Here is a 24,630-nt window from a genome sequence, read left to right as displayed (position 1 = left end):
ATCAGGCGACCTTTTCGAGTGCCGGATAATCGACGTAGCCGTTTGCGCCCCCACCGTAGAAGGTGGACTGGTCCGGCGTGTTGAGCGGCAGGTTCTTTGCAAGGCGTTCGACGAGATCGGGATTGGAGATGAAGGGCTTGCCGAAGGCAACAACATCGGCCGTGCCGTTTTCGACGGTTTCGATCGCCATGTCTCTATTATAGCCGTTGTTGACCATCCAGGCAGCCTTGCCGCCGGCCTTCTCATAGGCAGTGCGCAGCGCCTTGTAATCGAAGGACGGATTGTCGCCCTGGCGATAGTCACGCTCGCCGCCGGTCTGACCTTCGACGATGTGGATATAGGCGAGGTCGTACTTGGCGAGGCCTTCGACAACATGCGTGAAGAGCGCCTGCGGGTTGGAATCGTAGGATTCGCCCGAGGGGGTGACCGGCGAAATGCGGATTGCGGTGCGGCGGGCGCCGATTTCCCTGGTCACGGCTTCGACGACCTGGAAGGTGAAACGGGTGCGGTTTTCGATCGGGCCACCATATTCATCGGTGCGGTCGTTGACGCCGTCGCGCATGAACTGGTCGAGTAGATAGCCGTTGGCGGCGTGGATTTCGACACCGTCGAAGCCGGCATCGATCGCAGCACGGGCAGCCTTGCGGTAATCCTCGATAATGCCGGGGATTTCGGAGGCTTCGAGTGCGCGGGGCTCGGAAGTGTCGGTAAAGGCGCCGGTGCCGTCAGCGTTGACGAGGTAGGTCTTGGCCTTCGCGATCCGGTTGGTCGATGAGACCGGCTTGCCGCCGTTCGGCTGCAGCGCGGTGTGGGAAATACGGCCGACATGCCACATTTGCACGACGATCTTGCCGCCTTCGGCATGAACGGCGTCCGTCACGCGTTTCCAGCCATCAAGGGCTTCCTTGCTGTAGAGGCCTGGAACGTCGGCATAACCCTGGCCCTGATGCGTGATGGCGGTCGCTTCGGTGATGATGAGGCCGGCCGTGGCGCGTTGGCGATAATATTCGACGTTGAGATCGTTCGGGATTGCGCCCGGCGAACGGTTACGGGTGAGGGGCGCCATGACGATATGGTTCTTGAGGGCAATGTCACCGACCTGTGTCGGCTGGAAAAGCTTGGCCATGGAAGGTCCTTTCTGCTTGGGGGGATCACTCGGCGGCAGCGGAGGCGGCTTGCTCCCGGCCGGAGAGATAGGTGAGTGCCGTGGCCACAAGACCGATGAGAGCCATGGCTGCAGCGGCGAGGGGAACGCGGTCAAGGTTGAACCCGGCATCGATGACCATGCCACCGACCCAGGCGCCCAGCGCATTGCCGGTGTTGAAGGCGCCGATATTGATGGTCGAGACGAGGTTCGGCGCACCCTTTCCGAAGCCGACGACGCCGACCTGCAGGGCGGGAACCGCGGCGAAAGTGGCGGCGGCCCACAGGAAGAGGGTGATTTCGGCGGGGACGACGAAGCGGCTCGTATAGAAGAAGATCGCCGAGGTCAGTGCGATTGCGGCGAAGATGGCGGCAAGAGCTGTGCCGAGGCGCCAGTCGGCGAGTTTGCCGCCGATGAGGTTTCCGACCGTGAGGCCGACACCGATCAGGAACAGCGTCCAGGTCACGCCTTGCGGCGAGACACCCGTTATGTCGCGTAGCAGTGGGGCGATATAGGTGAAAAGCGTGAACATCGAGGCCGAGAAGAAGATGGTGACCGAGAGCGCCATCCAGAGGCGGACGTTTCGCAAGGCTGCAATTTCACGCAGGATGCTGCTCTGCTCTTCCTTCTTGTCTTTCGGCAAGATGGCGATCAGGCCGGCAATGGTGAGGATGCCGATTGCGGTAACGACCCAGAAGGTGGAGCGCCAGCCGAAGGCCTGGCCGATGGCAGTGCCGAGGGGCACGCCGAGCACGTTTGCGAGCGTCAGGCCGGTAAACATCAGGGCGACGGCGCGGGCCTTGCGGTCTTCGCCGACGAGATTGGCGGCGACGACCGAGCCGATGCCGAAGAAGGCGCCGTGGCAGAGGGCGGTGACGATGCGGGCAATCATCAGCACCCAGTAGTTGGGTGCGATGGCGCAGAGCAGGTTGCCGGCGATGAAGAAGGCCATCAGCATGACGAGCGCCGAGCGGCGCTTCAGCTTGGCAGTGGAGACGGCCATGACGGGGGCGCCGAGGGCGACAGCCAGCGCATAACCCGTTACCAGCCAGCCGGCCTCGGGGATCGTGACAGAGAGGTCGGCGGCGACTTCGGGCAGAAGGCCCATGATAACGAATTCGGTGGTGCCTATCGCGAAGGAACTCAGGGCGAGAACGAGCAGGGCTAGGGGCATGGCTACAGATCCTGCTTTAACTGTTGGAGGAAGGCAGCGATCGTTTCTTCATTGCGCTTGTAGAAGATCCACTGGCCGACCCGCTTGCTGGTAACGAGCCCGGCGCGGTGAAGGGTACCAAGATGGGCGGAAACTGTGGACTGGGAAAGGCCGCAGCGTTCGAATTGGCTGGCGCAGACGCCCATTTCAAACGGGTGCTCCTGCGTCGGAAAGTGTTCTTCCGGGTTCTTCAACCAGTTGAGGATGTCCATCCGGGCAGGGTTGGCCAGAGCCTTGAGAATCTCGTCTTTGTCCATCGTCGTTTATCGAACTATAAATCGGATTTTCTCGATATATGGATCGACGATTTTCGATATGCAAATCACGGAGGCGTGAGCGGACGATTTTCCCGGCTCGCTTAAATTTTAAGCAAAAAAAGAGGGCCACCGGAAAACCAGGGCCCTTTTAAGTGTGAAGGTCAAAAACCTCCAGAGGGGAACAGCCAACGCTGTGGCACTGGGAGAGAAGCCACGAAATGCATCGGCTATGAGCGATATGGTGCTTCTTTGTGCAGCTTTCAATAGTCTTTTGTGCATGTCAGCTATGCGCTGCACAAAATTTTTCCGCACTGCGGTATCCGCCGAGAAAAATTGAGGCAAAAAGCAAAAATCGGGCAAAAAAAGAGGGCCACCGGAAAACCAGGGCCCTTATAAGTGTGAAGGTCAAAAACCTCCAGAGGGGAACAGCTAATGCGGTGGAACTGGGAGGAAAAGCCACCGTGTGCATCAGCTGTGAGCGATATGGTGCTTTAATGAGCAAACAACAACCCATTTTTGTGCATGTCAGTCATGCGTGGGTTGCATGATTTGAAATTCCTTCCATAAAAGTGGAAATCAAAAGTTCCAGTTGCGTGCCTTGCTGACGATAAAATCGCGGAAGGCCTTCAGCTTGGCGGCGTTCTTGATCTCATCCGGATAGCAGAAATAGGTGTCGAACGAAGGGACGTCTGCGTTGATTGCCAGCTGGATAAGACCTGGGTCGCGGCCGACGATATAATCCGGCAGGCAGGCGATGCCGATGCCGAGCAGGCAGGCGCGTTTAATTGAGGTCTGGCTGTTGATCTGCAGATGCGGAATGCGCTTATTGTCCGACGAGCGGCCGGCGATTTCCAGCCAGTTGACGTCAAGCAGATAATTTGGCGCCGGTTCGCCGAAGGTGATGATGCGATGATTGTCGAGATCCTCGATCTTCTGCGGCTCGCCATGACGGTTGATGTAGGATGGGGCCGCATAGACGTGCATATGCACGGTGAAGAGCTTGCGCTGGATGAGATCGGACTGCTGCGGCTGGCGAAGGCGAATGGCGCAATCGGCATGACGCATGTTCACATCCACTTCCTCGTTGTCGAGGATGAGCTGGATCTGGACGTCAGGATAAAGCTGCAGGAATTCCTGGATCTTGTCGGTCAGCCATCCCTGGCCGAGGCCGACTGTCGTGGTGACGCGCAGCTTGCCGGACGGCGTTTCTGTCGTCTCGGTCAGTTGCATCTTCACGGTTTCGAGCTTCAGCAGCACGTCATGGGCCGTGCGGTAAAGGAGCTCGCCCTGTTCGGTGAGGATTAGGCCACGCGCATGGCGATGGAACAGCTTGGTGCCCACATCCTGCTCAAGCGCGCTGACCTGACGACTAATAGCCGACTGGGACAGATGCAGCTTGTCGGCCGCATGCGTAAACGATCCGGCTTCGGCAGCTGCGTGGAAAATACGCAGCTTGTCCCAGTCCAATGGCATTCCCCCACCCCTCATGCCACTGTTACTCCGCTGCTACGGCAACGGGCATGTGGCCCGTCAGATAACGTTCTGCCTCGAGGGCGGCCATGCATCCCATCCCTGCGGCGGTGATCGCCTGGCGGAACGTATCGTCAGTCACATCGCCTGCGGCATAGACCCCCTCAACGCTGGTCGCGGTCGAATCCGGTGCGGTCCAGAGATAGCCATTGTCCTTCAGCTTCAGCTTGCCTTTGAAGAGCTCGGTTGCCGGCGCGTGACCGATCGCCACGAAGACGCCGTCAATGGTGACCTCGGTGACGGCGCCGGTGCGGGTGTCGCGCAGACGAGCACCGGATACGGACGGCGGCATGGGGGGCTTTGCCGGCGTGCCCGTGATCTCGGCGACCTCGGTATTCCAGAGAATCTTGACATTTTCCTTGGAGAAGAGACGTTCCTGCAGGATTTTTTCCGCACGGAAGCTGTCGCGGCGGTGCACGACGGTGACCGACTTCGCGATATTGGAGAGATAAAGCGCCTCTTCAACGGCGCTGTTGCCGCCGCCGACCACGATCACATCCTTGTTGCGATAGAAGAAGCCGTCGCAGGTGGCGCAGGCGGACACGCCGAAACCCTGGAAATGCTGCTCGCTTTCGATGCCGAGCCACTTGGCCTTGGCGCCGGTCGCGATAACAAGCGTATCGGCAGTCCAGACCTGGCCGCTATCAGTGCGGGCAACGAAGGGGCGCTGGTTGAGGTCGACTTCCGTCACGAGGTCGTTGACGATTTCGGCGCCGACATGCTGAGCCTGCTGCAGCATCTGATCCATCAGCCAGGGCCCCTGTATAGGATCGGCAAAGCCCGGATAGTTCTCGACATCGGTGGTGATCATGAGCTGGCCGCCTTGTTCCAGACCGGCGATCAAAACCGGTTTCAGCATGGCGCGCGCGGCATAGACCGCTGCCGTATAGCCGGCAGGTCCGGAACCGATAATGAGCACCTTGGTATGGCGGGCAGACATAGAATTTCCTTTCGACTGGCAGGATGCGGCGGCTAAGAGGCGAATGAGGCCGTTTCGCGATCCCTGCGCCATTTATGAACGACCAATGCTTTTATTCAAGGGCAGCCTTGCATTACCAACAAGGCAAATGCAGGCGCTGTGCAAGATTCCGTCATTGGAATGAAACTTTCTTGCGTATTCCGTAGCTTTATATAGAAGCTGCGCGCGAGGAATTAAAGAAAGGCTTAAGCGTGGTTCGCGCTGAACTTGACGTTATCGACATAAAGATATTGCGGGAACTGCAGTCGGACGGCCGCATGACCAATGTGGAACTTGCCGACCGGGTGGGAATTTCAGCGCCGCCCTGCCTGCGCCGGGTGCGCAAGCTCGAAGAGGCTGGCATTATCGAAGGATATCACGCGATGCTGAACAGCCCGAAGCTCGGGCTCGATCTCGTCGCATTCTGCATGGTCGGCCTCAAGCATCAGTCCGAAGCCAATCTGAAGGCCTTTGCCTCCGCCACCTCCGAGTGGCCGCTCGTGCGTCAGGCCTGGATGGTTTCCGGCGACAGCGATTTTCTGCTGCATTGCGTGGCCCAAAACCTCACCCGTTTCCAGGACTTCGTCATCGAAGTGCTGACTGCCAACGAACACGTCGATACCGTTCGCACCATGCTGACGATCCGGCAGGTGAAGAAGCTCGGGCTCGTTGAACTGTAGAAGCATTTCCAGGAAAAGTGCGAAGCCGTTTTCCGTCCCGAATGCGGATTGAGACGGTTTACCCGCGCCAGGCCTTGCTCAGCCAATCGGTATTGCCGATGCGGCGATACCATTTCTGTCCGCCGCCTTCAAAAACCTCGCTCATTTTCGGGCTGCCGGCAAAGACGACGATCTTGGCGTCCGGCGGCAGCTTTGGATCGCGCCAGAAGCTCCTGATGTGGCGGGGCACGCAGGCATTCTTGAAGCTCACGCACCATTCGCGCGGCCAGTATTGCAGGTTTCCATGCGCTTCGAGCTGTGCGCTTTGGAACTGCTGTGAGATCTCATATTTCGACATGGCGGCCGCCGGATCGGCGAGATAGGTGTCGAGAATATAGGCATGGGCGCCGATTTCGTAGCGGAAGACGGAGCTGTTGCCGACCGACGCCAGGAACTTATCGCGGGCTGGGTTGAGTTTGCGCAGCGGCTTTGTGCGGAAGAGATCGTCGTCACGGATGATGAGGAACTTGCCGGGGTGCTGGAAGAGCGGCTCCAGATCATCGACGATGACGAGGTCGAGATCGAGGAAGAGGGCGATGCCCTTGAGATCGGCAAGCTCGCGGCGGAAAAGCGCAAGCTTCTGCCAGCGGCGATCCCTGGAGCCGGCGGGCAGGCCGAGTTCGGGCAGGGGGAAGGTTTCGATACCCTCGTAGAGACCGGCGGTATTGTCGGTGAAGCAGACAAAGCGATGCGGCCGCTTCAGGTGTCGTTTGACGCCGCGGTAGAGATTGTTGACGTATTCGGCACCGTAAAGCGTCCCCCATTTCATGCAGAGCACGTTGACCAGGTTTTCGTTATCTTTTGCGGTCGACATCTAGGTGTCTCTACCTCCCTGATATGCCCGTTGCCATAGTCTGACGAACGGCTTACGCGCCGAGAAGTTGCTGGTAAATCCTATTGATCGCTGTCGCTTCCTTTTCCAGCGCGAAATTTTCCCGCACGTGAGCCAGCGCTGTTTCGCCCTGCGCGATGGCGAGGGCAGGATCGGCAAGATAGGTGGCGATGGCTGCCGTCAACGCATCGCCATCGCCTGGTGGCACGATGACGCCGTTTTCTCCGGGCACGATCATTTCTGCGTAAGCACCGGCGTCGGATGCCACGACCGGTGTCTTCGAAGCCATGGCCTCCAGCGGCGTCAGGCCGAAGCCCTCGTTGCGGGATGGGGCGACATAGAGCGTCAGGCGGCGATACCAGACCTTGATGTCAGGCACCTCTCCGATGAAGACGATGCGGTCGGTCAAGCCGGCTGCGGCGATATCGGCCTTCAGCTTGTCGGCGAATGCGACGTGTTCCGGGGTGACGCGGCCGGAAATGACCGCTGTCCAGTCCGGATGTTGCGGCAACAGCGCAATCATCGCCTGGACGAAAAGGTCCGTGCCCTTCTGATGGCGCACGCGGCCGAAGCAGCCGACGAGATGGCGGCCATGCAGGCCGGTCGCGGCGATCGTATCGTCAGGTCCTTTCGGCGGATGGAAGAGCGTAAGATCGACACCATGTTGGATGACCGTATGCGGCACTTTGAGAAAGGAGCCGGAACGGCTGCTGGTGGCGATGACGGCGTCCATCTGGCGGATCAGCCAGCGAGTGTAGGAAGTGTGACGGCGCTGGGCGGCGGAGGTGAAGACGAGCTTCAGCGGAATGCGCAGCACGTGGCGCATCAGAATGCCAGCCGCCATTTCATTGTTGCGTCGTGCGTGCCAGACGCGATGGCGCCGTCCGGCCGGCGGACGCCAGAGGCCTGATAGTTGCGGCCATTTCAAACGGGGAAGTTCCGGCGGCAGGCCAGGGCCGAGGGCCGCGATCCGGATCCCCAGCCGGATCTGGCAGGGGATGAGCTGGACGATCGTCGACGTGACGCCGGAGAGCCGGCGTTTCAGGTTGGGCGCGATGATCTCGACGTCACTGATATCCGGCACTGGCTGCTCGTGCGAAGAAAGGCGCGGGCGATCAGCCCCAGGAAACCGAGAGGATTTCGTAAGCCTTCGAACCGCCGGGCGCGTTGACCTCGATGGAATCGCCGACTTCCTTGCCGATTAGCGCGCGGGCGATCGGGGAGGAGATGGAGATGCGGCCCTGCTTTACGTCGGCTTCCTGATCGCCGACGATCTGGTAGGTCTTTTCCTCTTCGGTGTCCTCGTCGATCAGCTTCACCTTGGCGCCGAACTTGATCTTGTCGCCAGACATTTTGGAGAGGTCGATGATTTCGGCACGCGCCGTCAGGTCTTCGAGCTCGGTGATGCGGCCTTCATTGTGGCTTTGCGCTTCCTTGGCGGCGTGGTACTCGGCATTTTCCGAAAGGTCGCCATGGGCGCGCGCTTCGGCAATTGCCTCGATGATTCGCGGGCGCTCCTCCTGCTGACGCCAGCGCAGTTCTTCCTGCAGCTTGACGAAACCACCCTGTGTCATCGGTACCTTATCAACCATGTTTTCGTCCTTCTCTCCCCGCATCTGCAGTTCGCGCAGACACAAAAGAAAACAGGTCCCGAAGGGGAACTTCGGAACCGTGTTACAATCCTAATTCGTTGCTTATAGCAGATCGAGACGCGCAATTTCCATAAAATTCGTACCGACCCTTTTTACCTTCAGCAGAAGTGCCTGCTTTTGAAGGGGAGTTGTGTGTCGTCCTTTTTCTTCGTCTTGATTTCGCCGACATGAACATTTAGTGAACATGATAATGAAGAAGTCGCTCAGAGAACGATTGGCGATCCTCTCCGACGCCGCCAAATATGATGCATCCTGTGCCTCCAGCGGGACGGTCAAACGGGATTCGGCAGGCTCTGGCGGGCTCGGTTCGACCGAGGGCTCCGGCATTTGTCACGCCTATGCGCCGGATGGACGATGCATTTCTCTGCTGAAGATTCTACTCACCAACTTCTGCATTTACGACTGTGCCTATTGCATCAACAGATCGTCGAGCAATGTAGAGCGCGCTCGTTTCACGCCGGAAGAAGTCGTCTGGCTGACGCTCGAATTCTATCGGCGCAACTATATCGAGGGCCTGTTTCTTTCCTCGGGCATCATCCGCTCGTCCGACCACACGATGGAGGAAATGGTGCGCATCGTGCGGGAACTACGCGTCACGCATGGTTTCCGTGGTTATATCCATCTGAAATCCATTCCGGAGGCATCGTCACACCTGATCGACGAGGCGGGGCTCTATGCCGATCGGCTGTCGCTCAACATCGAACTGCCGACTGATAGCGGCATCAGCCGGTTTGCGCCGGAGAAGAAACCGGCCAGTATCCGCCGCTCGATGGGCGATCTCAGGCTGAAGATCGAGGCGGCGGAAGAGCCGACACTGCAGACCAAACGGCGCAAACGCTTCGTGCCGGCCGGCCAGAGCACGCAGATGATCGTCGGTGCGGATGGGGCCAATGACGCGACGATCCTGTCGACCAGCGGCCAGCTCTACAGCAGCTACGGTCTGAAGCGCGTCTATTATTCCGCCTTCAGCCCGATCCCCGACAGTTCGAAAAACCTGCCGCTCATCAAGCCGCCGCTGATGCGCGAGCACCGGCTCTATCAGGCCGACTGGCTCTATCGCTTCTACGGTTTCGGCATTGATGAAATCACTTCGACGCAGCAGGGTGGCATGCTGGATCTCAATCTCGATCCAAAGCTCGCCTGGGCGCTTGGCCATCGCGGTGATTTTCCCGTCGATGTGAACCGCGCCGATCGCGAAAAGCTCTTACGCGTGCCTGGGCTCGGCACCAAGACGGTGAAGGCGATTCTGGCCGAGCGGCGGCAGCGGCGCCTGCGGATCGAGGATTTGCCGCGTCTTGGTGTGTCGATCCGCAAGGTACAGGCCTTCATTACCGCAGAGGGCTGGACGCCGCATCGGCTCGTCGATCGGCCGGACCTGCGTGCTATGTTCGAACCGCAACCTGAACAATTGTCATTGCTGTGATGCGCCGGGTCGTGCTGGAGGGCAGAGGTAATTTCGAGGAGTGGCGCAAGGCCGCCCGCGCCTTTGCCGCGGCTGGAATTCTGCCTCACGAAATCGACTGGCATGAAAAGAGCAACGAGCCCGGCTTCGCCTTCCAGCGGGACGCGCTGCCGCCCGATCCGCCAGCCAACAGCAAGCCGATGACTGTACCGCCGGCTTTCATGACGCTGGCCGAGGCGGTGATCTGCCATAGCGACCCGAAGCGGTTTTCATTGCTCTATAGCCTGCTTTGGCGAATACAAGAGAACCGGCATCTGTTGGATCTGTCCTCGGATGAGGAAGTCTCGCGTGCCCGATTGATGCAGAAGAGCGTGTATCGTGACGCCCACAAGATGACGGCTTTCGTGCGCTTCAAGGAAGTGGCTGCTCCAGCGGGCGGACGCCGGAAATTCACTGCCTGGTTCGAGCCGGATCATTACGTCGTCGCGCGCAAGGCGTCCTTCTTCCAGCGCCGCTTCACCGACATGGACTGGCTGATCGCGACGCCGAAGGGGTCGGCTGCCTGGAACGGCGAGCGGCTGACTATCAGCAACGCACCCTGCGAGAAGCCCGATATCAGCGATGCGACCGACGATCTCTGGCGTACTTACTATGCCAACATCTTTAATCCGGCACGATTGAAGGTGAAGGCCATGCACGCGGAGATGCCGAAGAAATACTGGAAAAACCTGCCGGAAGCCGATCTCATTCCCGGCCTGATTGCCGATGCCGAAGCGAAAGTGCTCGCTATGGCCGAGCGCGGGGCGACGATGCCGCTTCCCTATCACAACAGGATCCAGGAGGCCGCCGCCCGCATGCCGGTCCCGGAAATGGCTCCTGCCGGGACGCTGGAGGCGTTGCGAGAGGACGCAGCCGTCTGCAGTCAATGTCCGCTGCATGCGAGGGCGACGCAGACCGTCTTCGGCGAAGGCCCTGTTGATGCGAAGATCATGTTCGTCGGCGAGCAGCCGGGCGATCAGGAGGATCTTGCAGGTCGACCCTTCGTCGGCCCTGCCGGAAAGGTTTTTGACGACGCGATCGCACAAGCCGGCATCGACCGATCGAGGCTTTATGTCACCAATGCCGTCAAGCATTTCAAATACGAGCCGCGCGGCAAGCGGCGCATCCACCAGAGACCCAATCTCGGCGAGGTGCAGCAGTGCCGCTGGTGGCTGAAGCTGGAGCTCGATCTCATCAAACCGAAAGTGATCGTAGCGATGGGGGCGACGGCGCTCTATTCGCTGACCGGCGAGAAGCAGAAGCTGGAGGATCTGCGTGGACGTCCGATTGCGATGGAGGAGGGGCGGATGCTCTTCGTGACGGTGCATCCGTCCTATCTGCTGCGAATTCCGGACGAGGAGCGGAAAGCGCGGGAGCTCGCCCGATTCCGGCAAGATATGAATCTGATCAAGGGCCTGGCTGCCTGAGCGCAGAATTCGATTCAATGCGTCAGTGAACGAAGACCGGATCTTTCGGCAGGTTCGGTGGATTATATCCGGTCACCATGCGCACCCTCACGGATTCATGCAGATTTGCGCCATCGGGGATGAAGCGCCTGTCTTCGCGCGGAAGATAAACGCCGCCTCTATCGCCATGCCTGCGCCAGGAATTTTCCGGCACGCGCCGCGGAATATATTCGAGCAGTTTCCAGCCTGCGCTCATCGAGTCATGCAGCGGTGCGGCCGCGTTGAGCTCGACATAATACTTGTCGTTCTTGCCAAGGACGATGTTATTAATCGTGCGCGAAACATAGAGCAGGCCTGCCGACCCCGTTTCGCGGATCATCCAGTCGAGCGGTATCTTGATCTGGGCGCTTTCAGCCTCCGGGTAACCGCCGCCGATATCGCCGTGGACACCGGCAAACCAGACCTCCTTAAAGTCCTGTTTTGCGGTTGCGGGCTTGAAGGGATTGCCGCGGTAGTCCTGATCCGGCGTCCACAATTCCGGCTGGAACATAGTTCTTCGCTCGTCTATCGCCATGGCATGGCGCACATATTCGACGCTCGGATTCTTGCGGGTGAAGGGATGGGTCTTGAACTGAATGCGTCCTTTGCCCTTTTCGATGACAGAGGCGACGGTGTCGAAGAGACCAAGCAGCTTGATCGGCGGGCGGTCGTTGCGCAGCATGCGCTCGTAGAGCCGCATGCTCTTGAAGGCTGATGAGGGATCCCCGCCATCGGCGCGCTGCTCCTGTTCGGGAATGCCCTTATAGGTTCTGTAAGCGTAATCGAGCAGGTTCAGGTGATATCTGCTGCACAGCCCGAAAGCGTGGATGAAACCTGCGAGAACTCGGGCCGTATAGGCGCCGCGGCTGAAGCCGAAAATATAGATGCGGTCCCGGTCGGGATGACCTCCATGATCGTCGGGCGTGCCGGAATCATAATTTTCGACGAGGAAACGGTAGGCATCTTTGACGTTTTCATCGAGACCCCAGCCAGTCGCAAGGCCCCAGACCTCGATAGATTGGCGATAAAAGGACGACCAGGCATCTGCTGCTCCCAGCGTGCCGACGCCGGGGTCATAATAGACGATCTGGTCGTCGGAGCGCTTCAGCGTTCCGAATAGACGCAAAATATTGGTGCGGTCTGCAGTTATCTCGTTCGACGTGCCGTCGAACAGAATGACGATGTTCTTCGACATGCTGCTTCCCCGATACGACCGGAAGCAGGCTAACATCAAGTATCCACGTCTGCAATTTGAGGTCGCAATTTTGGCGGGGCCGAGGAGGCGAAGGCGAAGAGGCGATGCCTCTTCGCAGGATCAGAAGTAGCTTTGCAGCGGTCTGACTTCGAGATTGCCGGCCTTAAGCGCCTTGATGGCCTGAGCGGCGGCTTCGGCGCCGGCCATCGTGGTGTAATAGGGCACCTTCTGCATGAGGGTGGCGCGGCGCAGCGACTTGGAGTCCGAGATCGCCTTGTTGCCGTCAGTCGTGTTGATCACGAGCTGGACTTGGCGGTTGCGGATGGCGTCCTCGATATGCGGACGTCCCTCGAGAACCTTGTTGATCTTGGTCGCCTCAATGCCATTTTCGGCGAGGAAGCGGGCCGTGCCGCCGGTTGCGAGCACCTTGAAGCCTTGCTCGACCAGGATTCGGATCGCCGGTAGAACGCGTGGCTTGTCGGCATCGCGCACGGATACGAAGACCGTGCCTTCACGCGGCAGTTCGACGCCGGCGCCGAGCTGCGACTTTGCGAAGGCCAGCGAGAAATCGCTGTCGAGGCCGATGACTTCGCCGGTGGAGCGCATTTCCGGTCCGAGCAGCGTATCGACGCCAGGGAAGCGGGCGAAGGGGAAGACAGCTTCCTTGACGGCGATGTGCTTGAGGGCACGCGGATCGGGCTTTTCGCCATAGGCTGCGAAGGTCGCATCCAGCTTCTCGCCGGCCATGACGCGGGCGGCGATCTTGGCGATCGGCGCGCCGATGGTCTTGGCGACGAAGGGTACCGTGCGCGAAGCGCGCGGGTTGACTTCGAGAACGTAGACGGTGTCATCCTTGATGGCGAACTGCACGTTCATCAAGCCGCCGACGTTGAGCGCTTTCGCCATGGCTTTGGCCTGACGCTCCAGCTCATCGAGCATCTCGCGCGACAGCGTGCGTGGCGGCAGCGAGCAGGCGCTGTCGCCTGAATGGATACCGGCCTCTTCGATATGCTCCATGATGCCGGCGACATAGACGTCAGTACCGTCGGAGAGGCAATCGACGTCGACTTCGATGGCATTGGTCAGATAGCTGTCGAAAAGAAGAGGGTTCTTGCCGAGCAGCGTGTTGATCTGACCGGTCTTGTCGTTCGGGTAGCGCGCCTTGATGTCCTCGGGCACCAGTTCCGGAACCGTGTCGAGCAGATAGTTCTGCAGCTGGCTCTCAGCATGGATGATCTGCATGGCGCGGCCGCCGAGCACGTAGGACGGGCGAACGACCAGCGGGAAGCCGATTTCGGCAGCGACCAGGCGGGCCTGCTCGACGGAGTAGGCGATACCGTTGTTCGGCTGGTTGAGGTCGAGCTTCATCAGAAGCTTCTGGAAGCGGTCGCGGTCTTCGGCAAGGTCGATTGCGTCGGGTGCTGTGCCGAGGATCGGGATGCCGTTCTTTTCGAGCGCTTCGGCGAGCTTCAGCGGGGTCTGGCCGCCGAACTGGACGATGACGCCGACGACTTCGCCCTTTTCCTGCTCAGCGCGCAGGATTTCGATCACATCTTCGGCCGTCAGTGGCTCGAAATAGAGGCGGTCGGACGTGTCGTAATCGGTCGAGACCGTTTCCGGGTTGCAGTTGATCATGATTGCTTCATAGCCGGCATCCTTCAGCGCGAAGGCGGCGTGGCAGCAGCAATAGTCGAACTCAATGCCCTGGCCGATACGGTTCGGGCCGCCGCCGAGGATGACGACCTTCTTGCGGTCGGAGACCAGCGCTTCGGAGCGGGCGGCGCCGACGAAAGGCGTCTCATAGGTCGAGTACATATAGGCGGTCGGCGAGGCGAATTCGGCAGCGCAGGTATCGATGCGCTTGAAGACCGGGCGGACGTTCAGGCTGTTGCGCAGCTCTGCCACTTCCTTCGGGCGCTTGCCGGTCAGCGTGGCGAGGCGGGCATCGGAGAAGCCCATGGCCTTCAGCATGCGAAGGTTCGTCTCGTCGGTCGGCAGGCCGTGTTCACGGACGCGGGCTTCCATGTCGACGATGTTCTTCAGCTGGGCGATGAACCACGGGTCGATCTTGCAGCCTTCGTGCACTTCCTCGATGGTCAGGCCCATGCGGAGCGCCTGGGCGACCATGCGCAGGCGATCCGGCGTCGGCGTGCCGATCGCGGCACGGATGGCATTCAGGCTGGATTCGCCTTCTTCGGCATCGGGGATCTCGATTTCGTCGAGGCCGGTCAGACCGGTTTCCAGGCCGCGCAGAGCCTTCTGCAACGATTCTGCAAAGGTACGGCCGATCGCCATGACTTCGCCGACCGACTTCATGGCTGTGGTCAGAACCGGCGAGGCGCCGGGGAATTTCTCGAAGGCGAAACGCGGGATCTTGGTGACGACATAGTCGATCGACGGTTCGAACGAGGCAGGGGTCGCGCCGCCGGTAATGTCGTTTTCTAGTTCGTCGAGCGTATAGCCGATGGCGAGCTTCGCAGCGATCTTGGCAATCGGGAAGCCGGTGGCCTTGGAGGCGAGCGCCGAGGAGCGCGAGACGCGCGGGTTCATTTCGATGACGACGAGGCGACCGTCCTTCGGGTTGACGGCAAACTGCACGTTCGAGCCGCCGGTCTCGACGCCGATCTCGCGCAGCACCGCAATCGAGGCGTTGCGCATGATCTGGTATTCCTTGTCCGTCAGCGTCAGCGCCGGGGCGACAGTGATCGAGTCGCCGGTATGGACGCCCATCGGATCGATGTTTTCGATGGAGCAGATGATGATGCAGTTGTCCGCCTTGTCGCGGACGACCTCCATCTCATATTCTTTCCAGCCAAGCACGGATTCTTCGACCAGTACTTCCGTCGTCGGCGAGGCATCGAGGCCGCTGCCGACGATTTCGAAGAATTCCGAGCGGTTATAGGCAATGCCGCCGCCGGTGCCGCCGAGCGTGAAGGACGGGCGGATGATGGCGGGCAGGCCGACATGGTCGATTGCCTGGGCGGCGATTGCCATGGCATGGCTCATATAGCGCTGCTTGCGGTCGCTCTCGCCGAGGTTCCACTGGTTTTCCAGTTCGTCGAGCGCCTTGTCGAGATCGGCGCCGGAGAGGCTTTCGCGCAGCTTGGTGCGCTCGGCCTCATGCGTCTTGCGGTCGGCGTCCTTGATGTCGGTGGCGTTTGCCAGCATCGAGCGCGGCGTTTCAAGGCCGATGCGGGCCATCGCCTCGCGGAACAGCGCGCGGTCCTCAGCCATGTCGATGGCGGCAGGCTTGGCGCCGATCATCTCGACATTGTAGCGATCGAGCACGCCCATGCGCTTCAGCGAGAGAGCGGTGTTCAGCGCCGTCTGGCCGCCCATGGTCGGCAGCAGCGCGTCGGGGCGTTCCTTGGCGATGATCTTGGCGACGACTTCAGGCGTGATCGGCTCGACATAGGTTGCATCGGCGAGACCCGGGTCGGTCATGATCGTGGCCGGGTTGGAGTTGACGAGGATGACGCGGTAGCCTTCCTCCTTCAGCGCCTTGCAGGCCTGGGTGCCGGAGTAGTCGAATTCGCAAGCCTGGCCAATGACGATCGGTCCCGCGCCGATGATGAGGATCGATTTGATGTCTTGGCGCTTCGGCATGGGCGATATCCATTGTCTGGCTGCGCAAAAAGCCGGCCAGGGTGGGAGGTCACCGGGTCGGGTCGCGCATTGAGGGTCTTTTCAGGCTAGAAGCGGCTTATAGGCAAATGTTTTTGCAAACGGAACCCCATAAATCACGGAATCGACAGGAATTCGGACCGGCCTTTGGAAGCCTATTGCCCACGGGGCGCGACGAGCGTGCGAATCTCGCCGCCAAGCGCCGGATTGGCAATGGCTTCAGGTGCCTGTTCGAGCGTGATCCGACGCGAAATCAGCTGCTCCACCTTGATCGCGCCTGAGGCGATGAGATCGGCTGCGCGCCCGTGTGTGAATGGGTTGAGGAAAGAGCTGATAAGGTTCACTTCGCGAAATAGCAGGTCAAAGGGTTCGATTTCTATCTTTGCGCCTTGCGGCATGACGCCGAGGATGACGGCAGTGCCGCCACGCCTTGCGAGCTTCGGCGCCTGCATCATCGTTTCCAGCACGCCAGCACATTCAAAGACGACGTCGGCGCCGCCGGGCAGCAAACCTTGATCGCCGGTAATGCTGCTGACGACATCCGCGTGTGACGGATCGAAAGTCGCGGTGGCACCGAGTGTTTCGGCAAGCGCGCGTTTCTCGGCATTGCGGGTGACGAGGAGAATACGTGTTGCGCCGGCAAGCCGGGCAAGCTGGACGGTGAGCAGGCCGATTACGCCGCCGCCGAGCACGATGACCGAAGCGCCGGTCTTGATATTGGCGAGATCGACGCCGTGGAGGCAGCAGGCCAGCGGCTCGCAAAAGGCGCCGTGTAGCGGATCCAGGCCAGGCGGCAGGGCGAAGGCCTGTTTTTGTGGCAGGATGACGTAGTCGGCAAAACCGCCGTCTCCGTGGATGCCGATAGCCTGCAGGTTCCGGCAGAGATTGACCCGGCCATTATGGCATTCCTCACATCGGCCGCAGGCAATATTGGGATCACCCGTTACGCGCATACCAGGGTGGAAGCCGCTGATCTCGGAGCCGACTGCTTCGATGATGCCGGTGAATTCGTGGCCAAGGGTTACTGGTGGATGGGAGGGGAACTCGCCGAGGAAAAGATGGCGGTCGGTACCGCAGATGCCGCAGGCTTCGACGCGCACCAGCAGATCACCCGGTCCTGGAACGGGCTTTTCGACCTCGCGCAGAAACAGCTTTCCGGTCGCTTCCAGGCGGACGGCTTTCATCGGCATTCTCCTCCAGGTCTCCTCATCATCAGGAAGCGGGAAAGCAGGAGTCGCGTCAAGCAGTTGCCGGAATTTCTTCAGCCGAAGCGTCGGCGAGCTTCCTCGACAAAACTCCGGCTGACGGGAATCTGCGTGCCATCACGCGTGAGGATCAGGATCTTGCCGTTATCGCGTTTCAGGGCTTCGACATGAGCGTCGGCCACCCAATGCGACCTGTGCACCTGAAGCCCTGGCGTTCCTCCGATCTCGCGCAACGCATCGGAGAAGCGCAGCAGCACCAGCTCGCGACCGCGACTGGTGACGACCTCGGTATAGTGATCCTGCACGGAAAGGCGCAGCAGGGCGCCGCGGTTCTGCGGCTTCAGCCGGTCGAGGATCGAGGTCGCCGGCGGTGTTTGCGCCGTTGCCTGCTCAATCTGGCGATGCATGGCGAGATAGGTCAGAAAGCAGAAGAGGGCGCAGAGCGGCAGCGCGAAGAGCGCCCTTGCGAGGCCGCCGCCAAGCGCGGCCGAATTGCCGCTGAAGGCATAGTCGATGAAGCCGATGGCAAAGCCGATCGGCAGGGCTGCGACCAGCGAGCCGATCATCATGCGCCAGAACATGCGATCCAGCACTTTGCGCAGCAGCGCATCGGCGAGAACTGAAAACAGGATGGCAATCGACCAGGCGACGGCGTGCAGGATCAGCCAGTAGGCGAAGCGCTTGCCGACTGCCATGCTTTCCATCGTGCCATAGGGGCCGGTGATCGCGAAGATCAGGACGACGGCGAGGAAGGTTCCCCAGAAACGCGGCGCGCGCCAGAAGACCTGCAATTCGCGAAGCGTGGATTGCAAGGATGGGTGATCCACGAAGTTTTCCCGCCGTCTACGCCATGTTTGTTGAGAGGAATGCAGTCATGCCGGAAACAGAGGACGAATTCAACCGGAGCCGCTCATGACCCTGGAACCTCTGCTTAATGCCCCCGTCGCCATTCAAATCCACGTTGCCGCCGTCGTGCCGGCGGCTATCCTCGGCGCTTATCTGCTTGCATGGCCGAAGGGCGCGCCGCGGCACCGTATGCTCGGCAAGATCTGGATGGCGCTGATGGTGGTAACGGCGCTGTCGAGCTTCTTCATCCACGAGATCAATCTCGTCTATGGCTTCAGCCCAATCCATCTTCTTTCTGTCTTCGTGCTCGCCGGAAGCTGGCGAGCAATTCTCGCTGCGCGGCGTCATGATATCCGCACCCATCGGCGGATCGTATCGGGCATGTATTTCGGCGGCATCGTCGTTGCAGGCCTTGCGACATTGCTGCCGGGCCGGCTGATGCATGCGGTCACGTTCTCCGGCAATAGCTGGCTTGCCCTGGCGCTGCTCGGGCTGGTCACCGCTGCGATCGGCGCGGCCATCGGGTTTCGTCCGCGCCGCAGCCGGGTTGCGTGAGGAAGCGGCTGGAATTCGTCTTTGCGGCGGATATATAACTGACTCCTGAGAGCATGCATGAGCGCATCGCCGGGGAGATCGAACATGGAATGGAAAGGCCGGCGTCAGTCCGACAATATCGAGGATCGTCGTAGCGATCCGTCCGGTGGCTTGGGGGGACGTAATCCATTCGGCCGTGGCGGCGGCTTCAATTTTCCGTCGGGTGGCGGCGTTGGTCGCCGTGGCGGCGGGCTCAGCATCGGCACGATCATCTTTCTCGTCGTCATCTACCTGATCTTCAAGGCGATGGGCGTCGACCTGCTGCAGGTGATGGAGGGCGGCGGCTCAATGGATGGCGCTGGCGGCTCCGGTTATTCGCAGAGTGACTCCTCCCCGCAGGCTCCCGCCAATGATGAGATGACTGCCTTCGTGCGCACGGTTCTCGCCGAAACCGAAGATACCTGGCACGGCATCTTCCAGTCTCAGGGCAAGGATTACGAGGAGCCGCGCCTCGTTCTCTTCTCCGGCCAGACGCAGTCGGCCTGCGGATTTGCGTCGGCTGCGACCGGCCCCTTCTACTGCCCCGGAGACCACAAGGTCTATCTCGACACGGCCTTCTTCCAGGAGCTTTCCGATCGGTTCGGCGCTTCAGGCGATTTCGCCGAAGCGTATGTGATCGCCCATGAGGTCGGCCATCATGTGCAGAACCTGCTCGGCATCTTGCCGAAGTTCAATGAGGCTCGCCAGCGCATGAGCGAGGCGGACGCAAACAAGATGTCGGTTCGCGTCGAGCTGCAGGCGGATTGCTTTGCCGGCATCTGGGGCAAGTTTACACAGCAGAAGGGTATTCTCGACGCTGGCGATCTCGAGGAGGCGCTGAACGCTGCGCAGCAGATCGGCGACGATACGCTGCAGAAGCGTTCGCAGGGCTATGTCGTGCCGGAGAGTTTCAACCACGGCACGTCGGCGCAGCGCATGCGCTGGTTCAAGCGTGGCTTCGACAGCGGGCAGCTTTCGGCCTGCGATACCTTCTCCAACCCGATCTGATCGAAATATCCGGCACCTTGCCTGAAGGCAGGGTACCGGTATGCCGGTTAGCTTACTTTTCGCTGTCCATGTGCTTGAGTTGGGCTTCTGGATAACGGGCACCCTTCGCAGCCCCTTTTGGCACGGCGCGTTCGATCGCGGAGAGATCGTCTGCGGTGAGCTCCACTGCGCGGGAGCCGAGCGCTTCCGTCAGCCGATCGCGACGGCGGGCGCCGACCAACGGCACGATATCCGTCCCCTGAGCTGCTACCCAGGCGATCGCGACCTGCGCAACCGAGGCGCCCTTGATGGTCGCGATTTTCCGGAGTTCTTCGACCAGGGCAAGGTTTTCATCGATATTGCCTTCCTGGAAGCGCGGGCTGACGGCGCGGAAATCGCCTGCGCCCTGCTGGCCTTTCTGCCAGTGGCCGCTGATGAGGCCGCGCGACAGCACCCCATAGGCTGTGATGGAAATGCCGAGTTCGCGGGTTGTCGGCAGGATCTCATCCTCGATGCCGCGTGAGATCAGTGAATATTCGATCTGCAGGTCGGCAATCGGTGCGACGGCCGCAGCCCGGCGGATCGTATCGGCGCCGACCTCGGAGAGGCCGACATGGCGGACGTAGCCGGCCTTGATGAGATCGGAGATCGCGCCGACCGTGTCCTCGATCGGCACGTTTGGATCGAGACGGGCAGGGCGGTAGATGTCGATATAGTCGACGCCTAGGCGCTGCAGCGTATAGGCAAGGAAGTTCTTCACGGCGATGGGCCGCGCGTCGTAGCCGTTCCAGCCATTGGAGGGATCGCGCAACGCGCCGAACTTGACGCTGATGATCGCGTCTTCGCGCTTGCGGCCCTTGAGCGCCTCGCCGATCAGCATTTCATTGTGGCCCATGCCGTAGAAGTCGCCTGTGTCGAGCAGGTTGACGCCGGCGTCGAGCGCGGCATGGATGGTCGCAATGCTTTCAGCACGGTCGGACGGGCCGTACATGCCCGACATGCCCATGCAGCCGAGGCCGATAGCCGAGACTTCTGGGCCGGTTTTTCCCAAACGATGAATCTGCATTTTTTTCTCCTTCAGCGGCGGCGATGCCGTCTTCGGATGCTGTTTTATCGCGCTCAAGTTTGTGCGATAATCCGGATAGTCTCGAACAGGCCGTACGGGAAAATGCACAATGGATGACCTTCCCCTCAGTGATCTGGATGCCTTTGCCGCAATTGCAAGAGAACGCAGTTTCCGCTCCGCAGCCCGCAAGCGCGGGGTTTCCGCGTCGTCGCTGAGTGATTCCCTGCGGCGCCTCGAAGAGCGGCTCGGGGTCAGGCTTCTCAATCGGACGACGCGCTCCGTCACGCCGACGGCGGCGGGCCAGCGATTGCTCGACAAGCTTTCACCGGCCCTTTCGGAAGTGGCCGCCGCGCTCGGTCAGCTCGATAGTTTTCGCGACAGTCCGGTGGGCACGCTCAGGCTCAACGTGCCGAGTATCGTCCTGAAGCTTTTCATGGCGGATCTCGCCGCGCGGTTTCTGGCGCTCTATCCGCAGATCACGCTGGAGATTATTGGCGAAGATACATTCATCGACGTGCTGGCCGCCGGCTTCGACGCCGGCATTCGCTATGACGAGCGGCTGGAGCGCGACATGATCGCCGTGCCGATCGGCCCGCGCCGGCAGCGCTATGTGACGGCGGCTGCTCCCGCCTATCTGGAAAAGCGGGGCGTGCCGCAGCATCCGAGAGATCTGCTGGAGCATAGCTGCATCCGGCATCGCTTCATCAGCGGCGCTACGCTTGCCTGGGAATTCGAACGAGATGGTGAAGTGCTCGTGATTACGCCGTCCGGCCCCATCATCGCCAATGCGGTGGAGATGGAAATCGAAGCCACGCTTGCCGGTCTTGGCGTCATCCGTACCTTTGAAGAGCTGCTTGCGCCGGGGATTGCGGAAGGCCGGCTGGTGCGGATCCTCAGCGAGTGGGACAGCGAATTTTCCGGCCCGTTTCTTTACTATCAGAGCCGCCGCCATATGCCCGCGCCGTTGCGGGCCTTTGTCGATTTTGTGCGGATGGAGCAACGAAAGAACGCCTGAGCCATCAGTTTTGGCGGCCTCTCCATCAAGAATATTGAAATGTTCACGTATTGTTTCGGTCATTCCGATCGGCTATGTCATTTATTCGGCGACAAGCTCGTATTTCCAGAAAATATCAGCTGTAGAGATGTGTCATGCTTGATCCGAAATTCGTTCGCCGCGGCCTTTTCCTGGTCTTCATCATTCTCTTTCTGGATATTATCGGCATCGCCATCATCATGCCGGTGCTGCCTGTTTACCTGGAGGAACTGACGGGCGGCACGGTCAGCGATGCGGCTGTCGATGGCGGCTGGCTGATGCTGATCTATTCGCTGATGCAGTTCCTGTTTGCGCCGCTGCTCGGAAACTTGAGCGACCGTTTCGGGCGCCGTCCGATCCTGCTGCTCTCGGTGCTGACCTTCGCGTTCGACAATTTCATCTGCGCCATCGCCACCAGTTATTGGATGCTCTTCGTCGGCCGCGTGCTTGCCGGCATCAGCGGCGGCAGCTTCGCTACCTGCTCGGCTTACATTGCGGACATCAGCAATGAAGAGAACCGCGCCAAGAATTTCGGCCTCATCGGCATCGCCTTCGGTGTCGGTTTCACGGTCGGTCCCGTCATCGGCGGCTTCCTTGGCGAATTTGGACCGCGCGTGCCGTTCTTCGGCGCGGCGGCGCTTTCCTTCATCAATTTTGTTGCCGCCTGTTTCCTGCTGCCCGAAACGCTCGAAGAGAAAAACCGTCGCACTTTCGAATGGAAGCGCGCAAACCCGCTCGGCGCTTTGCGGCAAATGCGGCATTATCCCGGTATCGGCTGGGTTTGCCTGGTGATGTTTCTGTTCTTTCTCGCCCATGCCGTCTATCCGTCGGTCTGGTCCTTCGTCTCGACCTTCCGCTACGGCTGGAGCGAAGGACAGATCGGCCTGTCGCTCGGCATCTACGGCATCGGTGCGGCCCTCGTCATGGGGCTTGTCCTGCCGCGTGTCGTGCCTGTTCTCGGTGAATGGAAGACGGCGGTGCTCGGCCTCTGTTTCTCGATGGTGGCGCTTTCAGGTTATGCTTTGGCCTGGGAGGGCTGGGTCGTCTACACCGTGATCGTACTGACGGTCATGGAGAATGTTGCCGATCCGCCGCTGCGCAGCATTGCCGCCGGCAAGGTGCCGCCATCCGCACAGGGTGAGCTGCAGGGCGCACTCACGAGCATCAGCAGCATCACGACGATCATCGGTCCGCTGATCTTCACACAGATGTTCGGCTATTTCACCAAGCCGGATGCACCGATCACCTTTGCCGGCGCGCCTTATCTGCTAGCAGCGTTCTTCATCCTCGTTGCTGCGGTTGTATTTCTGACGCGCGTGACGACATCGAAAGCGCCGGCACAAGCTTTCAACGCGGCGGAGTGATCCATCAAAAACAGTGAAGCCGTGATGAATTTTTCAGCATCTGCCTGTTCTGGGGTGGTTCTTTGTGCCGCTTTGCTCTAAGCCCACATGATATTTTGCCGCGCTGCGGCCCTTAACGATTCAATTTCAGGAATAGTGTCATGGACACGCCGATCGACGTGCGCGCCGTCGCGCATGCAAACGACAACCGCTGGTCTGCGCATTTTCGCGCCACGCTGATGCTCGGCGTGCCGTTGATCGGCGCCCAGCTTGCACAATTCGGCATCGGAATGACCGATGTGATGATCGTCGGTCAGCTCGGAGCCGAGCATCTTGCTGCCATGGTGCTTTCCGCCCAGTTCCTGTTCACGATCCTGATTTTCGGTTCGGGCTTTGCGATTGCCGTCATCCCGATGGTGGCTCAAGCCTACGGCCGCGGCGATGTCGTGAGCGTGCGCCGGTCGCTGCGCATGGGGATCTGGGTTGTCATCTGCTATTGGCTGCTGATGCAGCCGGCCTTTTATAATTCCGAGGCAATCCTGCGGTACTTTGGGCAGAAGCCTGAAGTGGCGAAGCTTGCCCACGGTTATATCATCATCGGTCAGTTCGGTGTGCTGCCCGGTCTGCTTTACAACGTCATGCGCGGGCTCGTCAGCGCCATTGGCAAGGCTGGCGTCATTCTCCAGGTCACCATTGCCATGCTGGTGCTGAATGCGATTGGCGCCTATATCCTCGTGCTCGGCCATTTCGGCTTTCCGGTCATGGGCCTTGGAGGTGCTGCGATCGTGTCCGTCGCGGTGCAGACGGCGGGCTTCCTCTTCATCCTCTCCTATGTGCAGGGCAGGGAGGAGACGCGGCGCTATGAGATCTTCGTGCGCTTCTGGAAGCCGGACTGGCATGCCTTCTTCGAGGTCGTCCGCCTCGGCCTGCCGATCAGCATCACCATCCTCGCTGAAGTCAGTCTCTTCACGGCAGCATCGCTGCTGATGGGGCATATCGGCACGATCGAGCTTGCTGCGCATGGAATCGCCCTGCAATGGGCGTCGATGGCCTTCATGATCCCGCTCGGTCTCGGCCAGGCGGCAACCGTTCGTGTCGGCGTTGCGCACGGGCAGGGCGATCATGCCGGGCTGGTGAGGGCGGCTATCACAGTGCTCATCATTGCTGCCGCTGCGTCCATCATCGGCAGCATCATCTTTGCTGCCATACCGCAGGTCCTGGCGCGGCTCTTCCTTGATGTCAGCCTGCCGGAGGCACCCGAGGTGCTGGCCTATGCCGGTCCGCTGATCGTCATCGCCGGTCTCTTCCAGTTCGTCGACGGCCTGCAGGCAATCGCAAGCGGACTGCTGCGTGGACTGAAGGATGCGCGCGTGCCGATGGTCATGGCGCTGATCGCCTATTGGCCGATCGGCTTCTTCCTCGCCTGGGCCTTTGCCTTCCCGCTCGGCTTCGGCGGGCTTGGAATCTGGTATGGTTTTCTCGTCGGGCTGGCTGCGGCTGCCGCCATGCTCTGTGCCCGCTTCTACATTCTCGTTCGCCGAGAGGGCGCGACGGCCGGGATTTAAGC

Annotated in this window: 21 protein-coding genes; 8 read left to right on the top strand and 13 right to left on the bottom strand. The window is 60.3% G+C overall.

The annotated features are described in order from the left end of the window. Nucleotide 1 precedes the first annotated feature (1 nt). The 5 genes from FHT78_RS04480 to trxB form a co-directional block, all read right to left on the bottom strand. A complete protein-coding gene (locus FHT78_RS04480; RefSeq protein ID WP_183741057.1) occupies nucleotides 2-1,126 on the bottom strand; it encodes an alkene reductase in 1,125 nt (374 codons plus the stop codon). 25 nt (nucleotides 1,127-1,151) lie between these two features. Then, the gene (locus FHT78_RS04475) at nucleotides 1,152-2,318 is read right to left on the bottom strand and encodes an MFS transporter (RefSeq protein ID WP_183741055.1); all 1,167 of its coding nucleotides are present in this window, start codon (nucleotides 2,316-2,318) and stop codon (nucleotides 1,152-1,154) included. Between the two features lie 2 nt (nucleotides 2,319-2,320). Continuing rightward, nucleotides 2,321-2,614: a metalloregulator ArsR/SmtB family transcription factor gene (locus FHT78_RS04470; protein ID WP_007824305.1), complete on the bottom strand. Its 294-nt coding sequence runs from the start codon at nucleotides 2,612-2,614 to the stop codon at nucleotides 2,321-2,323. Nucleotides 2,615-3,190: 576 nt separating this feature from the next. After that, the gene (locus FHT78_RS04465) at nucleotides 3,191-4,087 is read right to left on the bottom strand and encodes a LysR family transcriptional regulator VtlR (protein WP_183731448.1); all 897 of its coding nucleotides are present in this window, start codon (nucleotides 4,085-4,087) and stop codon (nucleotides 3,191-3,193) included. A 22-nt stretch (nucleotides 4,088-4,109) separates the two neighbouring features. Further along, complete coding sequence (gene trxB / locus FHT78_RS04460) at nucleotides 4,110-5,084, bottom strand: thioredoxin-disulfide reductase (RefSeq protein WP_183741053.1); 975 nt, start codon at nucleotides 5,082-5,084, stop codon at nucleotides 4,110-4,112. A 230-nt stretch (nucleotides 5,085-5,314) separates the two neighbouring features. Between trxB and FHT78_RS04455 the strand changes: the two genes are divergently transcribed. Continuing rightward, a complete protein-coding gene (locus FHT78_RS04455) occupies nucleotides 5,315-5,782 on the top strand; it encodes an Lrp/AsnC family transcriptional regulator (protein ID WP_183741051.1) in 468 nt (155 codons plus the stop codon). Nucleotides 5,783-5,840: 58 nt separating this feature from the next. On the opposite strand, the gene FHT78_RS04450 is transcribed toward FHT78_RS04455, so the two are convergent. From FHT78_RS04450 to greA, 3 genes are read right to left on the bottom strand one after another with little or no spacing between them, the layout of a single operon-like run. Further along, nucleotides 5,841-6,635, bottom strand: a complete 795-nt coding sequence (locus tag FHT78_RS04450) for a hypothetical protein (RefSeq protein ID WP_183741049.1) — start codon at nucleotides 6,633-6,635, stop codon at nucleotides 5,841-5,843. Nucleotides 6,636-6,687: 52 nt separating this feature from the next. Next, nucleotides 6,688-7,737, bottom strand: coding sequence for a glycosyltransferase family 4 protein (locus tag FHT78_RS04445; protein WP_183741047.1), 1,050 nt, complete (start codon nucleotides 7,735-7,737; stop codon nucleotides 6,688-6,690). Nucleotides 7,738-7,768: 31 nt separating this feature from the next. Then, entirely contained in the window at nucleotides 7,769-8,245 is a 477-nt protein-coding gene (greA, locus tag FHT78_RS04440; RefSeq protein WP_183731439.1) for a transcription elongation factor GreA, read from the bottom strand. 250 nt (nucleotides 8,246-8,495) lie between these two features. On the opposite strand from greA, the gene FHT78_RS04435 reads away from it, so the two are divergent. Both FHT78_RS04435 and FHT78_RS04430 read left to right on the top strand, forming a co-directional pair. Next, on the top strand, nucleotides 8,496-9,728 hold the full coding sequence (locus FHT78_RS04435) for a putative DNA modification/repair radical SAM protein (protein ID WP_183741045.1): 1,233 nt from the start codon (nucleotides 8,496-8,498) through the stop codon (nucleotides 9,726-9,728). Continuing rightward, a complete protein-coding gene (locus FHT78_RS04430; RefSeq protein ID WP_183741043.1) occupies nucleotides 9,728-11,173 on the top strand; it encodes a UdgX family uracil-DNA binding protein in 1,446 nt (481 codons plus the stop codon). Before FHT78_RS04435 ends, FHT78_RS04430 begins: the two co-directional genes overlap by 1 nt. Before the next feature lie 22 nt (nucleotides 11,174-11,195). On the opposite strand, the gene FHT78_RS04425 is transcribed toward FHT78_RS04430, so the two are convergent. The 4 genes from FHT78_RS04425 to FHT78_RS04410 form a co-directional block, all read right to left on the bottom strand. Further along, nucleotides 11,196-12,386: a DUF2235 domain-containing protein gene (locus FHT78_RS04425; RefSeq protein WP_183741042.1), complete on the bottom strand. Its 1,191-nt coding sequence runs from the start codon at nucleotides 12,384-12,386 to the stop codon at nucleotides 11,196-11,198. A gap of 120 nt (nucleotides 12,387-12,506) precedes the next feature. After that, nucleotides 12,507-15,992, bottom strand: coding sequence for a carbamoyl-phosphate synthase large subunit (carB, locus tag FHT78_RS04420; protein ID WP_183741040.1), 3,486 nt, complete (start codon nucleotides 15,990-15,992; stop codon nucleotides 12,507-12,509). Between the two features lie 173 nt (nucleotides 15,993-16,165). Next, entirely contained in the window at nucleotides 16,166-17,194 is a 1,029-nt protein-coding gene (locus FHT78_RS04415; protein ID WP_183741039.1) for a zinc-dependent alcohol dehydrogenase family protein, read from the bottom strand. Nucleotides 17,195-17,271: 77 nt separating this feature from the next. Further along, a complete protein-coding gene (locus tag FHT78_RS04410; RefSeq protein ID WP_183741037.1) occupies nucleotides 17,272-18,042 on the bottom strand; it encodes a LytTR family DNA-binding domain-containing protein in 771 nt (256 codons plus the stop codon). Between the two features lie 85 nt (nucleotides 18,043-18,127). Between FHT78_RS04410 and FHT78_RS04405 the strand changes: the two genes are divergently transcribed. Together FHT78_RS04405 and FHT78_RS04400 are read left to right on the top strand one after the other, a co-directional pair. Beyond that, nucleotides 18,128-18,616 (top strand): DUF2306 domain-containing protein, encoded by a 489-nt coding sequence (locus FHT78_RS04405; RefSeq protein WP_183741035.1) that lies wholly within the window; start codon nucleotides 18,128-18,130, stop codon nucleotides 18,614-18,616. Nucleotides 18,617-18,700: 84 nt separating this feature from the next. Then, the gene (locus FHT78_RS04400) at nucleotides 18,701-19,642 is read left to right on the top strand and encodes a neutral zinc metallopeptidase (RefSeq protein ID WP_183741033.1); all 942 of its coding nucleotides are present in this window, start codon (nucleotides 18,701-18,703) and stop codon (nucleotides 19,640-19,642) included. Between the two features lie 52 nt (nucleotides 19,643-19,694). Here the strand turns inward: FHT78_RS04400 and FHT78_RS04395 are convergent, their stop codons facing one another. Next, a complete protein-coding gene (locus FHT78_RS04395; RefSeq protein ID WP_183741031.1) occupies nucleotides 19,695-20,687 on the bottom strand; it encodes an aldo/keto reductase in 993 nt (330 codons plus the stop codon). A 109-nt stretch (nucleotides 20,688-20,796) separates the two neighbouring features. Between FHT78_RS04395 and FHT78_RS04390 the strand changes: the two genes are divergently transcribed. From FHT78_RS04390 to FHT78_RS04380, 3 genes are all read left to right on the top strand, one after another. Then, complete coding sequence (locus FHT78_RS04390; RefSeq protein ID WP_183741030.1) at nucleotides 20,797-21,702, top strand: LysR family transcriptional regulator; 906 nt, start codon at nucleotides 20,797-20,799, stop codon at nucleotides 21,700-21,702. A gap of 134 nt (nucleotides 21,703-21,836) precedes the next feature. Next, on the top strand, nucleotides 21,837-23,084 hold the full coding sequence (locus FHT78_RS04385) for a TCR/Tet family MFS transporter (protein ID WP_183741028.1): 1,248 nt from the start codon (nucleotides 21,837-21,839) through the stop codon (nucleotides 23,082-23,084). Between the two features lie 140 nt (nucleotides 23,085-23,224). Further along, entirely contained in the window at nucleotides 23,225-24,628 is a 1,404-nt protein-coding gene (locus FHT78_RS04380; protein WP_183741027.1) for an MATE family efflux transporter, read from the top strand. The last annotated feature ends 2 nt before the right edge of the window (nucleotides 24,629-24,630 follow it).

The organism is Rhizobium sp. BK196 (genome assembly GCF_014193255.1).
Taxonomy (GTDB): domain Bacteria; phylum Pseudomonadota; class Alphaproteobacteria; order Rhizobiales; family Rhizobiaceae; genus Rhizobium.
The sequence above is the reverse complement of the archived record's forward strand: the minus strand, read 5'-3'. Positions and strand labels throughout refer to the sequence as shown.